12 protein-coding genes are annotated in these 14,101 nt (G+C 63.7%); 1 reads left to right on the top strand and 11 read right to left on the bottom strand.

All coding sequences use genetic code 11. From position 1 onward, the window contains the following. Positions 1-45 precede the first annotated feature (45 nt). From KW568_RS15635 to KW568_RS15600, 8 genes are all read right to left on the bottom strand, one after another. Positions 46-1,062, bottom strand: coding sequence for an ABC transporter permease (locus KW568_RS15635; RefSeq protein WP_004576647.1), 1,017 nt, complete (start codon positions 1,060-1,062; stop codon positions 46-48). Further along, complete coding sequence (locus KW568_RS15630) at positions 1,062-2,120, bottom strand: microcin C ABC transporter permease YejB (RefSeq protein WP_004576646.1); 1,059 nt, start codon at positions 2,118-2,120, stop codon at positions 1,062-1,064. The genes KW568_RS15635 and KW568_RS15630 overlap by 1 nt, the downstream gene beginning before the upstream one ends. After that, entirely contained in the window at positions 2,117-3,916 is a 1,800-nt protein-coding gene (locus KW568_RS15625) for an extracellular solute-binding protein (RefSeq protein WP_004576645.1), read from the bottom strand. Before KW568_RS15625 ends, KW568_RS15630 begins: the two co-directional genes overlap by 4 nt. Before the next feature lie 142 nt (positions 3,917-4,058). Next, positions 4,059-4,340, bottom strand: coding sequence for a peptidylprolyl isomerase (locus KW568_RS15620; protein WP_003248318.1), 282 nt, complete (start codon positions 4,338-4,340; stop codon positions 4,059-4,061). A gap of 80 nt (positions 4,341-4,420) precedes the next feature. Further along, on the bottom strand, positions 4,421-5,482 hold the full coding sequence (locus KW568_RS15615) for a 3-deoxy-7-phosphoheptulonate synthase (protein ID WP_003248320.1): 1,062 nt from the start codon (positions 5,480-5,482) through the stop codon (positions 4,421-4,423). Positions 5,483-6,036: 554 nt separating this feature from the next. Next, positions 6,037-6,588 carry a YbhB/YbcL family Raf kinase inhibitor-like protein gene (locus KW568_RS15610; protein ID WP_003248323.1) on the bottom strand — a complete coding sequence of 184 codons (552 nt, stop codon included), beginning with the start codon at positions 6,586-6,588 and terminating at the stop codon, positions 6,037-6,039. Positions 6,589-6,637: 49 nt separating this feature from the next. Beyond that, positions 6,638-6,946, bottom strand: a complete 309-nt coding sequence (locus tag KW568_RS15605) for a hypothetical protein (protein ID WP_003248325.1) — start codon at positions 6,944-6,946, stop codon at positions 6,638-6,640. A gap of 81 nt (positions 6,947-7,027) precedes the next feature. After that, positions 7,028-8,326, bottom strand: a complete 1,299-nt coding sequence (locus KW568_RS15600) for an MFS transporter (protein ID WP_003248327.1) — start codon at positions 8,324-8,326, stop codon at positions 7,028-7,030. Between the two features lie 427 nt (positions 8,327-8,753). Here KW568_RS15600 and KW568_RS15595 point away from each other — a divergent pair, with 427 nt between their 5' ends. Next, on the top strand, positions 8,754-9,629 hold the full coding sequence (locus KW568_RS15595) for an AEC family transporter (protein ID WP_003248329.1): 876 nt from the start codon (positions 8,754-8,756) through the stop codon (positions 9,627-9,629). A 45-nt stretch (positions 9,630-9,674) separates the two neighbouring features. Here the strand turns inward: KW568_RS15595 and KW568_RS15590 are convergent, their stop codons facing one another. The 3 genes from KW568_RS15590 to KW568_RS15580 form a co-directional block, all read right to left on the bottom strand. Continuing rightward, positions 9,675-12,191: an excinuclease ABC subunit UvrA gene (locus KW568_RS15590; protein WP_004576644.1), complete on the bottom strand. Its 2,517-nt coding sequence runs from the start codon at positions 12,189-12,191 to the stop codon at positions 9,675-9,677. Positions 12,192-12,358: 167 nt separating this feature from the next. Next, a complete protein-coding gene (gene tssA, locus KW568_RS15585; RefSeq protein ID WP_004576643.1) occupies positions 12,359-13,444 on the bottom strand; it encodes a type VI secretion system protein TssA in 1,086 nt (361 codons plus the stop codon). A 95-nt stretch (positions 13,445-13,539) separates the two neighbouring features. Then, a complete protein-coding gene (locus KW568_RS15580) occupies positions 13,540-14,058 on the bottom strand; it encodes a type VI secretion system tube protein Hcp (protein WP_003248334.1) in 519 nt (172 codons plus the stop codon). Positions 14,059-14,101 lie beyond the last annotated feature (43 nt).

Genomic DNA, 14,101 nt, shown 5'->3' with positions numbered 1-14,101 from the left:
AATCATGTATTGGCACAAGCCTGCGAAAAGGCCCGGCCTGAAAACTCATCGTCGGGGGTCAAACGCCTCACGCAAGGCATCCCCGATAAACACCAGCAGTGACAGGATCACCGCCAGCGCAAAGAACGCGGTAAAGCCCAGCCACGGCGCCTCCAGGTGCTGCTTGCCCTGGGTCACCAGCTCGCCCAGCGAGGCGCTGCCCGCTGGCATGCCAAAGCCCAGAAAGTCCAGCGCGGTCAGTGTGGTGATCGCCCCGGTCAGCATGAACGGCACATAGGTCAGCGTGGCAGTCATGGCATTGGGCAAGATATGCCGCAACATTACCTGACTGTCCGGTAACCCCAACGCCCGCGCTGCCTTTACATACTCCAGGTTGCGCCCACGCAGGAACTCGGCGCGCACGACGTCGACCAGGGTCAGCCAGGAGAACAGCGCCATGATCCCCAGCAGCCACCAGAAATCCGGTTCGACAAAACCGCTGAGGATGATCAACAGATACAACACTGGCAACCCCGACCATACCTCCAGCAAGCGCTGGCCGAACAGGTCGACCCAGCCGCCGTGGTAGCCTTGCAGGGCGCCCGCCGCCACGCCAATGAGCACACTGACCGCGGTCAGGGCAAAGGCGAACAGCAGCGATACCCGCGTGCCATAAAGCACCCGCGCCAGCACGTCACGGCCTTGGTCGTCGGTGCCTAGCCAGTTGCTGGCACTGGGCGGGCTGGGGGTGGGCACCTGCAGGTCGTAATTAGGTGTGTCGGCACTGAACGGGATAGGTGCGAACAGCATCCAGCCACCCTGTTCCGCGATCAGTTGGCGCACATAGGCGCTGCGGTAGTCGGGCTGAAACGGCAGTTGCCCGCCGAACTGCTGCTCGGTATAGCGTTTGAGCGCCGGAACGTACAAGTTGCCCTTGTAGCCCAGCAGCAGTGGTTTGTCGTTGGCCACCAGTTCGGCGCAAAGGCTCAGCAGCAGAAGGCCGGCAAACAACCACAGCGACACCCAGCCCAGGCGGTGGCGGCGAAAACGTTGCAGGCGACGGCGCGACAGGGGCGATAGCATCAGTGCGCCCTCGTATCGAAGTCGATGCGCGGGTCGAGCAACGTGTAAGACAGGTCACCGAGCAGGCGAATCAGCAGGCCCGCCAGGGTGAAGATGAACAGCGTGCCGAACACCACCGGGTAGTCCCGCGACACCGCCGCCTCATAGCTCATGCGGCCCAGGCCATCGAGCGAGAAGATCACCTCGATCAGCAACGAGCCGGCAAAAAACACCGTGATCAGCGCCTGTGGCAGCCCGGCCACCACCAGCAGCATGGCGTTGCGCAACACGTGGCCATACAGCACGCGGCGTTCGCTGAGGCCCTTGGCCCGGGCAGTGACCACGTATTGGCGGGAAACCTCGTCGAGGAAGGCATTCTTGGTCAACAGCGTGAGGGTGGCGAACCCACCGATCACCAGGGCCGCGACCGGCAGCACCAGGTGCCAGAAGTAGTCGGCGACCTTGCCCAGCAGGCTGAGCTCGTCGAAATTGTCCGAGACCAGGCCGCGCACCGGGAACCAGTTGAGCGAAGTGCCGCCGGCAAACAGGACGATCAGCAGCAGCGCGAACAGGAACGAAGGCAGGGCGTAACCGATCACGATCAACGCGCTGCTCCAGGCATCGAAGCGGCTGCCGTGGCGCATCGCCTTGCGGATGCCCAGCGGAATCGACACCAGGTAGGTGATCAGCGTGGCCCAGAAGCCCAGCGACAGGGTGACCGGCAACTTGTCGAGAATCAGGTCGGTGACTTTGGCGCCGCGGAAGAAGCTGTTGCCAAAGTCCAGCCGGGCATATTGGCCGAGCATCAACCAAAGCCGCTCGGGGGCGGACTTGTCGAAGCCATACTGGCGCTTGATCTCTTCGATCAGTTTCGGGTCCAGGCCGCGTGTGGCCCGGGATTCGCCATGGACCACTTCAGTTCGCGCGCCGGGGGCGCCGCCACCGATGCCCTGCAGGCGCGCCACGGCTTGCTCCACCGGCCCACCCGGCGCGGCCTGGACGATGGCGAAATTGACCAGCAGGATTGCCAGCAGCGTCGGGATGATCAGCAACAGACGGCGCAGGGTATAAGCGGTCATGGCGAGGCCTTCCGGTGTTCGGCCATCTGCGCGTTGGTCAGCGGGGTAGGGCTGACCTCCCACCAGGTGTCCAGGCCCTCGTCATAGGTGGCCTGGACCTTGGGCAGGCCGAAGCGGTTCCACCAGGCGGTGGAGCTGCCCGGCGGGTAGTAGTTGGGGATCCAGTAATAATTCCATTGCAGCACGCGGTCCAGGGCATGGGCGTGGCGCAGCATGTCGGCCTGGGTGTCGGCGCGGACCAGGCCGTCGATCAGGTGGTCTACGGCCGGGTCCTGCAAAACCATCAGGTTGTTCGAGCCGGGGTCGTGAGCGGCCGCCGAGCCAAAGTAGTTGTACAACTCGGCGCCCGGCGACAGGGTGACCGGGTAGCCGGTGACGATCATGTCGTAATCGCGCGCCATCAGCCGGTTGACGTACTGGGCCGAGTCGACATTGCGGATGTTCAGGCTCACGCCGATCTGGGCCAGGTTGCGCTTCCACGGCAGCAGCAGGCGTTCAAGGCCCGCCTGGCCATTGAGGAACGTGAACGCCAGCGGCGTGCCCTGGCTATTGACCAGGCGGTCGCCTTCGGGGTGCCAGCCAGCTTGTTCGAGCAGGGCCAGGGCCTGCAACTGCTGTTGACGGATGATCCCCGAGCCGTCGGTGACCGGGGCAGTGAACACCGTGGTGAACACTTCATCTGGCACTTGGCCGCGCAAGGGGGCGAGCAGCTTCAACTCACCCGCATCCGGCAACTGGCGAGCGGCCAACGGCGTATTGGAGAACACGCTTTGCTGGCGGATGTACAGGTTGCGCATCATCTGCCGGTTGCTCCACTCGAAGTCCCATAACATACCCAGCGCCTGCCGCACACGGCGGTCCTTGAACTGCGGCTGGTCGAGGTTGAACACAAAACCCTGAGCCACTTGCGGTTTGGCCGGGCCCAGGTGGGCGCGCTGCAGGCGGCCGTCGTCCAGTTGCGCACCGTTGTAGCCCAAGGTGTAGGCCGTGGCGGAGAACTCACGGTTGTAGTCGTAGCCACCGCCTTTGAGTACCTGGCGCGCCACTTCGGTGTCGCCGAAGTACTCGATGCGCAGCTTGTCGAAATTGTAGCGGCCACGGCTGGCCGGCAGGTCACGCGCCCACCATGTCGGGTCGCGTTCGAAGGTGATGCTGCGGCCGTTGTCGATGCGCCCGATGCGGTATGGCCCGCTGCCAACCGGCTTGTCGAAGCCGGCACCGTTGGCAAAATCGCGCTGCTGCCAGTCGTGCTCGGGCATTACCGGCAGGCTGGCGAGGTCCAGCGCCAAGGTGCGGCCGTGCTCGGGCTTCAAGTCGAATCGCACGCTGTGCAGGCTTTCTACGGTCACGCGGGCCACGTCGGCGAACTGGGTCCGGTACTTCAGGCTGCCCTTGCTCATCAGCAGTTCGAAGGTGAAACGCACGTCTTCGGCGCGCACCGGCCTGCCATCGGCGAAGGTGGCGCGTGGGTCGATGTCGAAACGCAGCCACTCATCATTGGGGCCGCGCTCCATGCGCCGGGCGATCAGGCCGTAAACGGTATAGGGTTCATCGTAAGAGCGTACCGCCAGTGGCGCGTACAACAGACCATCGACTTCGCTGACACCGATGCCTTTGTCGATGTAGGGGAGGATATGGTCGAACTGGCCGATCTCGATGGCCGAACGGCGCAAGATGCCGCCCTTGGGGGCGTCGGGGTTTACATAGTCGAAATGCCGGAAGCTGGCGGCGTAGCGGGGGGCTTCGCCGTAGACCGTGAGGGCGTGGGTGGGAGCGGCCTGGACCGTAAAGCCCATGCACGAAAATACAAGCCCCCACAATACTTGTGGGAGCGGCTTTACCCGCGAATGCGTCGGAGCAGGCAACGAGGTTGTCTGGTCTGGCCTCTTCGCGGGTAAACCCGCTCCCACAGGGGGGCTGATCACCGGGAGGGGTGAATCAGTCCTGGCGGCTGGTCACTTCCAGCAGGTGGTAGCCGAACTGGGTCTTCACTGGGCCTTGCACAGTGTTGACCGGGGCGCTGAAGACCACGGTGTCGAATTCCTTGACCATCTGGCCTGGGCCGAACGAGCCCAGGTCACCGCCCTGACGGCTGGACGGGCAGGTGGAGTTGGCTTTGGCGATTTCAGCGAAGTCGGCGCCTGCTTCGATCTGGGCTTTGAGTTCGTTGCACTTGTCTTCGCTGCTGACCAGAATGTGGCGGGCGGTTGCACGGGCCATGGGTACTGCTCCTTGGGGGTAAAAAGGCAAGCCTAGCGCACTTGTCCGGGGTATGTCTCGCCAGGCTTACAACCTTCGGCCTACAGTTTTTGTGCCGCCTCACGCAACAGGGTTTCGGTGGAGGCCCAGCCCAGGCAGCCGTCGGTAATCGACACACCGTATTTCAGCGTGCCCTTGCCCAGCGCCTGGCAGCCATCGAACAAGTGCCCTTCGATCATGACGCCGACCAACGAACGGTCGCCGGCCAGGCGCTGTTCCAGCACATCATTGAAGACCGCTGGCTGGCGCGCCGGGTCCTTGCCGCTGTTGGCGTGGCTGCAATCGACCATGATCCGTGCCTGCAGACCGGCCTTGGCCAACGCCTGGCGGGCCATGGCGATGCTGTTGGCATCGTGGTTCGGGCCTTTGTGGCCGCCACGCAGTACAAGGTGTGTGTCCGGGTTGCCCAAGGTCTCGATGATCGCCGGGTGGCCCTGTGCATCCATACCGAAGTGGCGGTGTGGGTGGGCCGCGCTGCGCATGGCGTCGCTGGCGATGGCGATGCCGCCGTCCGTACCGTTCTTGAAGCCGACCGGCAGCTCCAGGCCACTGACCATTTCGCGGTGGATTTGCGATTCGGTGGTGCGTGCGCCGATCGCGGCCCAGGCCAACAGGTCGTCGAAGTAGCCGGCGGCCATCGGTTGCAGCAACTCGGTAGCAATTGGCAGGCCGCGTTCGATCATGTTCAGCATCAGCCCGCGGGACAAGGCGATACCCGAGTGCATGTCGTCACTGCCATCGAGGTGCGGGTCGTAGGCCAGGCCTTTCCAGCCTACTGTAGTACGCGGTTTTTCGACGTAGGCGCGCATCACCAGCAGCAGCTTGTCGTTGACTTCGCGGCCAAGGGCGGCCAGGCGGTCGGCGTATTCCAGGGCCGAGCGCGGGTCATGAATCGAGCAGGGGCCGACGATGACCAGCAGGCGCGGGTCGCGGCCTTCGAGGATGTTGCGGATGGCCTGGCGATGGGCCTGGACTTGCTGGGCCAGTTCGCTGGGCAGTGGCATCTGTTGCTTGAGCAGGTGCGGGCTGGGCAGGCGTTTGCTGACAGTGGTGTTGGCCGCTTGCGGCTGGGTCAGGGGCAGGGCGAGGCTGGAAGCGTGCATGGCGTTTTTCCCTGGGCGGACAGCGGGTTCAAGCCCGCATGGTCGGCCCTATCGAGGTGTTCGACAGATCGTTGAATTCGTATTGGCTGCTGCATTGCCACCTGTAGAAGACCGATCGGAGGCGGCAGGCTGGCCCGAACGGGATTGGCTAAATCGCCAGGCGGAGGTGTTTGCGTAGTAATAAGTGGCGTAGTTCATGAATCTGTCCTCAAGGTGAATCGGTGTTGGTCAAAGGCCTGAAAAGCAAAACCCCCGGTCGGGAAGCCGACCGGGGGTTTGAGTATTCTCATGTTCGGCGGCCCCTCGAAGGTGGGCGCCGGGTGGGTATCGGCGCCTAGTGGCTAAACCAATACCCAAAGTAATAGCTGGCAGGTGCCACGCAGCCGGCAACGGCCAGCACAGGGCGCAGGCTGCGACCGGTGTGGTTGGCGGGGTTGCGGGTGTGTTTCGGCATGTTGCTCTCCAGTGAATGAGCCCGAGCTTACTTCAGTTCGTGCGGGCCATTCAATGGATAAATGCTATAGGGCCGATCATTTATTTTTGTACTGACTGGTTCAATGGCCGTAGCGCCCGACCAGACTCTGCGCCCCCAGGGCGTGGCCTTGCAGCAGTTGCAGCAGGCCGCTGCGGTCCAGCCCCTCGGGCAAGGTACCCAAGGGCAGGTCGGTGGCAATCAGGGTCAGGGCGTAATGATGGGGGTTGTCGCCGGCGGGTGGACAGGGGCCGCGGTAGCTCTGGGTGCCACGGGAGTTGCGGCCCACTGTCACGTAGGGCCCGCTCAACCCCGCCATGCCTTCCTTGAGCCCATCCTGTTCGGGATCGATGTTGTAGGCCACCCAGTGCACCACACCCACGCCCTTGCCACCGTCCGGGTCGAACATGATCAGGGCCAGTGATCGCGTACCTGCGGGCAGGTTGTCCCAGCTCAGTTGCGGGGTTCGCTCTTCACCGGCCCCACATGCTGGGTCCTGGCCGACCTGTTGCAGGGCAATGACGCCGCCATCGGTGAAAGACGAGGAACTGACCGACATCGCGCCTTGGCCGCCTGCGGCGGCCAACGCTGTGCAGGGCAGCAACGCAGCGAACAGCCAGTGTCTGAGGTGCATGGTCAATCCTTGGCAGGGCGTCAAGGGCTTAGTCTAGTCCAGGTCTGCCTCAGCGGCTGTCCTGGTCCTCGGCAGTGCCTCCGCTGGCTCCGGCACCAGAGCCGGTGGCTTCGCCGGTGCTGTTGGAGCCGCCAGAGGCACCGTCGGCGGCATCGGCGTTGCTGCCGGTGTCACTGCTGTCGTTACCTTTGCTGCTACCGGGGCTGTTGACGCTGCTGCCTTCACCGGCAGTCTTGCCGCCGGACTGGTCAGTTTGCGGATGGCTGTCGGTATGGGTGTCGGTGGCGGCGAAGGCAGCGCCGGTGAGGCTGGTCAGGGCCAGCGCCAGGCACAGGGACAGCGGGCGAATGCGGATCATGGGACTTCTCCTTTGTGCAAGATCTGTCATTCGTTTGGCTGGCAGCGGCTGGCGGGGTGCCTTCTGGGCGACGAGTGGCAATCAACAAGATTCCGAGCGCTGTGCGGGTGCCGGGGTTTCGACCGGCTCCAGCGGCGGATGCTCCTGCGCCGCATGCATCAGGTCTTCGGTCACCCGCAACTCGGCACCGGTTGGCGAGAAGGTGGTCGAAGCGGTGAACGGCGCCGGGTGCTCTGCCGCCGGGCGCTTGCCGCGGCGCCACATGAAGAAGCACACCATGGCCAGGTTGACCACGGCAAACGCCCAGAACAGCCCAGCCTCGCCAAACTCGGTCATCATCGGCGAAATGGCCACCGGTGCCATGGCCGAGCCAAGCGAGTTGATCAGCAGCAGGCCCTGGATCATCGGCACCAGCGCATCGGACGGCGCGCGGTCGGCCGCATGGCTGACCGCCACCGGGTACAGGGTGAACACGCCACCACCCAGCAGGAACAGCATGGCCGGCAGCAGGAACGAGTCCGATGGCAGGAACACCGTTACAAGCGACAGGACAACGCACAACGCGGCCAGCGCGAGCAGCACATCGAGGCGGTCCTTGCGGTCGGACCAGCGCCCGACCGGGTATTGCAGCAGCATCGCGCCAAGGATCACCCAAGCCATCATGTTGCCGACCTCACCCACCTCCAGGCCGATGCGCTGCAAGTACAGTGGCAGCAGGGCATAGATGCCGGCAATCGCTACGCCCGAACCGAAGCAGCCGACCAGGCCCGACGGTGCCACGCCCAGCAACTGGCGGGGTTTGAGGGGTTCGACCTGGTCCAGCAGCGGCGACACCCGCGGCAGGATCACGATCGGCAACACCGACAGGGCGGCCAGCACGCCGGCCAGCATGAACGGGGCGGTATCGCCTAGCTGGGTGATTTCGCCAAGGCCGGCCTGGGCGATTACCCCGGCGCCGTAGAAGGCGATCATGTACAGCGCCAGTAGGCGGCCGCGGATTTTCGCGTCGCCGGCCAGCAGCAGCCAGCTTTCGATCACCAGGAACACGCCCACTGCGGCCCAGCCGTTGATCAGGCGTAGCACCGACCACCAGGTGACCTCGTAGAACAACCCTTGCAGCAGGATGGTCACGGCGATCAGCGAGGCGAAGCTGGTGTAGGCGCGGATGTGGCCGATGCGCAGGATCAGCCGGTCGTTGAAGATGGCGCCGAGGGTCAGGCCGATGAAGTAGGTCGACGAGACGATACCAATGGTGGTTGCAGACTCACCGGCGGCGCCCAGGCGCAGGGTGGTCAGGGAAGACATGAAGCCGTTGCCCAGGGCAATGATGAACAGCCCGAGCAGGGGCGCCAGCGCCATGGCCAGCAAACGCGGAGACATACGTACCTCTAGTTGGATGAGCGGAATGAGCACCTTCTCGGCGCGCACACCGGCTCGACCCGGCAAGGGGCGAGTGGCGACACGGATGCGACCTGGGCAAGACTCAACCGCTGGGCGTTATGGGAGATGTGCCGGGCGGGGAGGGTTGAGCCTACTTCACATGTGCGTTCATGTGTTCAGGCGCTGACTCTGTCATTGCTACTGGTTGCCACCGTTCAAGGCGACGGGCGAAAAGGAAGCGGGATTCTACGGGCTTGGACGCTTTTGCCCAAGGGGCCTGGGCGTGCGACGAGACGCCGCAGTCTCAGCGCGACATGAACATGTCTTCCACAGACATTTTCGATGGCGGCGCCTGCGTGCGGTGAGATCGGCCCGGTACTCTCACTGAGTGCGGCATAATGCTGAACCCCATCAAGGAAGGCCCCCCATGTTCGCGTCGCTGTTCGCAGTCCTGGCCCCGGTTTTCATCGTCGCCGGCATTGGTTTTGCCTGGGCCCGCAAGGGCCTGGATTACCCCACTGATTTCATCGCCCGGGTGGTGATGACCGTCGGCACACCTTCGCTGGTACTGTCCACCCTCAGTCGTACCGACCTGGACCCGAATGCCTTTACCAGCATGGCCGTGGCCTGCTTGCTGTGCACCTTGGGGATGGCCTTGGCCGCTTTGCTGGTGTGTCGCGCGTCGGGCATGCACTGGCGGGTACTGCTGCCGGCGTTCATGTTCCCTAATACCGGCAACATGGGCCTGCCGATCAGTCTGTATGCCTTCGGTGAGCATGGCCTGGCCCTGGCCGTGGCATTTTTCCTGACCCTGTCGATCGTGCAGTTCACCATCGGCATGGCCATCTCCGGCACGGCGGCTTCGCTCAAGGCGTTGCTGCGCAACCCTATCGTCATCAGCCTGGCCGGCGGCATGCCCATCATTTTTCTCGATTTCGAACTGCCGCGTTGGCTGGCCAACACCGCAGACCTGCTGGGCGGCATGACCATTCCGCTCATGCTGCTGACCCTGGGGGTGTCACTGGCCAGCATTCGCCTGCGTCACGTGGGCAGCGGCATGCTGCTGGGCGGTTTGCGCATTGGCCTGGGGGCTGCGGTGGGCTGGGCAGTGGGCGCGGTACTGGGTATGGACAGCCTGGAGCGTGCGGTGCTGATGGTGCAGTCGGCGATGCCGGTAGCCGTGTTCAACTACCTGATGGCGGTGCGGGCCAACCGTGAGCCAGAGCAGGTGGCGAACCTGGTGATGTGTTCTACGGTGCTGTCGTTTGCCTGGTTGCCGGTGGTGCTGGCTTGGTGGATGTAAGCGATAGGCAACGACAGCAATTTCCGTTGAGTCAATGCGCAAGGCTCACAAGGCCTTGGCCAAAAACGCGGCCGTGCGGCTGTCGGTACATGCCGCCACCACCTGCGGCGTGCCACTGACCACCACCTTGCCCCCGGCATCGCCAGCCCCCGGCCCGATATCGATCACCCAGTCGCTCTGCGCCACCACTCGCATGTCATGTTCGACCACCACCACGCTATGCCCGCTTTCTACCAGGCGGTTCAGCTGTACCAGCAGCCGGTCGATGTCCTGCGGGTGCAAGCCGTTGGTGGGCTCATCCAGCACATACAGGGTCGCCCCGCGGGCCATGCGCTGCAGCTCGGTCGCCAGCTTGATCCGCTGCGCTTCACCACCGGACAGCTCGGTGGCCGGTTGGCCCAGACGCAAGTAGCCCAGGCCGATATCCTGCAGCACCTGCAGGCAACGGCGGGCAGGCGGTTGCTCGGCAAAAACCTGCAGGGCCTGGTCGACGGTCAACTGCAGCACTTGCGCGATGTTCATGCCTTGCCAGCTCACCGCCAGGGTTTCGGGGTTGTAGCGGGCACCCTGGCAGGTCGGGCAGGGCGCGTACACGCTGGGCATGAACAGCAGCTCGACGCTGACGAAACCCTCTCCCTCGCAGTTGGCGCACCGGCCCTTGGCAACGTTGAAGGAAAAGCGCCCGGCGTCGAAGCCCTGTGCCTTGGCCTGCTCGGTCGCCGCGAAGCATTTGCGCACGTGGTCGAACAGGCCTGTGTAGGTGGCCAGGTTGGAGCGCGGCGTGCGGCCGATCGGCTTCTGGTCAACTTGCACCAGCCGCTTGATGCTGCCAAGCCCGGCGCTTACGTGGCCGCTGCTGGTCTGTTCAGGTTCGTCTTCCAGGCTTTGCGCTTCGGGCTCGCTAGGTTGCTCGGCATGGCCCAGGTGTGCCCCCACCAGTTCCAGCAGGGCCTGGCTGACCAGGCTGGATTTGCCCGAGCCGGAAATACCGGTAACGGCGGTAAAGCAGCCCAGCGGAAATGCGGCGCTCAGGTTATCGAGGTTATTGCGCGTGATGCCTTCAAGCTTCAGCCAGTCGCGTGCTTGGCGGGGGGCGCGTGTGGCCTGTACCGGGGCATCGAACAGGTAGGTGCGGGTGCATGACTGTTGCACCTCGGCCAGGCCGGCGGGCGGCCCGCTGTAGAGGATGGTGCCGCCGTGTTCGCCGGCAGCTGGCCCTACATCCACCAGCCAGTCGGCGCGGCGCATGGTGTCCAGGTCATGCTCCACCACATACACCGAGTTGCCAGCCTGTTTCAGGCGCTGCAGGGCTTCGAACAGCGCTTCACTGTCGGCCGGGTGCAAGCCGGCCGACGGCTCGTCGAGTACGTAAACCACCCCAAACAGCTGCGAATTCAGCTGGGTGGCCAGGCGCAGGCGTTGCAGTTCACCAGAGGACAAGGTCGGGGTGCTACGCTCCAGGGCCAGGTAACCGAGGCCGAGGTCAAGCAGCGTATCAATGCGTTCGAGCAGTTCTTTGGCGATACGTTGGGCCGCCAGGCGTTTTTCCAGTGTCAGCTCGTCCTGCTGCCGGGTCAGGTAGTCGGCTGCCGCCACCTTGCGGAACACCTCAGCCAGCGCCTGCAACGACAGGTGCGACAGTTCGGCGATGTCCAGCCCGGCGAAGGTCACGGCCAGCGCTTCGCGCTTCAGGCGTTTGCCCTGGCACAGCGGGCAGGGGCTGGGGTGCATGTACTGGGCCACACGCTTGCGCATCTGCGCGCTCTGCGAGTGCATGAAGGTATGCAGCACGTAACGCCGGGCACCCATGAACGTGCCTTGATAGCTGGGCTCCAGCTTGCGCTTGAGCGCTTCGCGGGTCTGCGCCGGGGTCAGGCCGGCATACACGGGGGCGGTGGGCGTCTCTTCAGTGAACAGGATCCAGTCGCGCTGCGCCTGAGGCAGGTCGCGCCAAGGGATATCGACGTCATAGCCCAGCGTGACCAGGATGTCGCGCAGGTTTTGCCCTTGCCACGCCATTGGCCACGCCGCCACCGCACGCTCACGAATGGTCAGCGACGGGTCGGGAACCATGGTCGCTTCGGTCACCTCGTAGACACGGCCCAGGCCATGGCACTGCGGGCAAGCGCCCTGGGGCGTGTTCGGAGAAAAGTCTTCGGCGTACAGCATCGCTTGCCCGGCCGGATAGTGGCCTGCGCGTGAATAGAGCATGCGGATCGAACTGGACAAGGTGGTCACGCTACCCACCGAGGAACGTGCACTCGGCGTGCCGCGTTGTTGCTGCAGGGCCACCGCCGGCGGCAGCCCGTCGATGGCATCGACATCCGGCACGCCAACCTGGTCGATCAGGCGCCGGGCATAGGGCGCCACCGATTCGAAATAACGCCGCTGGGCTTCGGCATACAGCGTGGAGAACGCCAACGAGGACTTGCCCGAGCCGGACACGCCGGTGAACACCACCAAGGCATCGCGGGGGATATCGACATCGATGTTCTTCAGGTTGTGCTCGCGGGCGCCACGAACGCGGATGAAACCGCTTGGGGTGGTCGGGCTTGGAGGCATGAAGCAGTCCTTGTCTGAAGCTGAGCAGTGCGCTCAAGTTAACAGCAATTGCAGCGCCCTTGCGTGGGCAGCAGTCAAGGAATCTACCCGATGGAGCCGGTGGGGTGGCAGGGCGCCGGCTGTCTTCGCCTTACCTGACGTCCGTCTCAAGGCTTTTATTGCAGCCCCTAGCGGGTGCCCAGCACATCGCGGATGTTGTCCACCACATTGTTGTCCTTGATCACGTCACTCAACCAGCCTTCCAGCGGCATGTTGCCCCACTTGATCGCGCGTTCGATCAGGTAGGGTACCGGGCTTTGCGGTTCGCTCTGTTTGAAGTACTGGGCGATGCCCGCAAGCATGGTGAATGCCTCGTCGCGGGTCAGCGGGGTGGTGCGCAGGGCTGCAGGCGCGGTCGTCGGGGGCGTGGCATTCATCGGCTCACCTGCTTCGTGGAGGTTGGCGCCCGTGGCCTGTGGCTGTGCTTCCTCCGGGATGGCGGGGTGTAGCTCTACGCCGCGGTCCTTGAGCAGTTTTTCCGCCAGCTGGCTGGCACGCGATAGCATGTCGGCAAGGCTGGCAAAGCTGGGCGCCTCGTGGCCGAACAGGCGGTCGGCGCTGGCCTGCAGGCGTTTGCATGCATTCAGGCTGGTAGCGATCTGCTGGGCCTTGGCGCGCAGGTAATCGGTGTCGGTAAGCGCTACCGAGCGCTGGAAGATCTCGGCGTTGATCTTGCCTTCGTTCAGCGCTGTCTGCATTGCCTTGGGGTTTTGCAAGGCGAGGTTTTCTACATGGCGTGACTCGTCATAGCGCAACACGCCAAAATGCTGCCCTTGGATAATGGGCAAGCCACCGGCAATGTCGGTGAGCGTGGTCTTCAACCAGGACAGTCGCGCCGCGCGCTCGTCCAGGCCGTCTTCGAGGGTGGGATACAGCGTTTCCCAGAACGCAACCAGGAGCTGTTCGGTCAGCTCGAGGCCAAAGGTGATGCCTTCGAAGTGTTCACGTTGGGCCAGCCCCTCGCAGAGCCAGGCCACCAGCATCAGGTCTTTGCTTTGCTGCGCAAGCCCTTGAGCCGACAGGTTGATCACCTGCTCCCAGTCGGCAGTCTTCAAGTCGGTTTGCCAGTCGCCCTGGGTCAGGTAGTCAGGGTCCGCCCGGCGTGCCTCCTTGATCTGGTCGAACAAGGCAGAGAAGCTCAAGTCTTCACCACTGCCACCCTCGATAGGGGCGACCAGTGTGGCCAGCGAGAGGTCATTGAGAATTTCAGGCATAGAACACTCTGGACATGGCTAATGAACAGCGCGCCAGAAAACCCGGCGCGCTGCGGAACACAGGCCGCCGAAGCGGCCCATGGTTCGGTACGTGCTTAGGCAAACACTTTGTTCGCGGTGCGGTCCCAGCCACCTACGATGTTGCCGCCGGCCTGGCCGTCGGTGCGGTTCTGCTGGGTGTAGGTGGTTTTGATGCGGGCAAAGTTGAAGCTGATTTCTTCAACTGGCAGGTCGCTGACCGCCTTGTCTTCACCACTCTGGTTGCCACCGGCGACAAACCTGACCGAAGAGACCACCACTTCTTCCATGTCGATGGTCAGGTAGGTGACCTTGTCGCCACCGGCGCGGTTCACGTTCAGCTTCAGCTTGGCGATGTGCTTGCCGGTGCAGCAGTGTTCGAACAGTTTGGCCGATGCCTTGTCGACTGCCTTGCGGATCTTGAAGTCGCTCAGGGCAACGCGCTCGGAGGACGCACCGCCCGAAGAGCTGGCGGTTGCCGACGTAGCCTGGGTGGCGCCGTACTCGTAGCCCAGCACTTCGATCCAGTCCTTGTGTTTTTCATCCAGTACTTCGCCTGGGATGCCGTCGATTTGGATATACGCGTCAAATGCCATTGTGAAACTCTCCATTAACAACATGTAAAGGGTTGCTCATGCG

The sequence above is a fragment of the Pseudomonas sp. HD6515 genome (assembly GCF_024971855.1).
Taxonomy (GTDB): domain Bacteria; phylum Pseudomonadota; class Gammaproteobacteria; order Pseudomonadales; family Pseudomonadaceae; genus Aquipseudomonas; species Aquipseudomonas alloputida.
The sequence above is the reverse complement of the archived record's forward strand: the minus strand, read 5'-3'. Positions and strand labels throughout refer to the sequence as shown.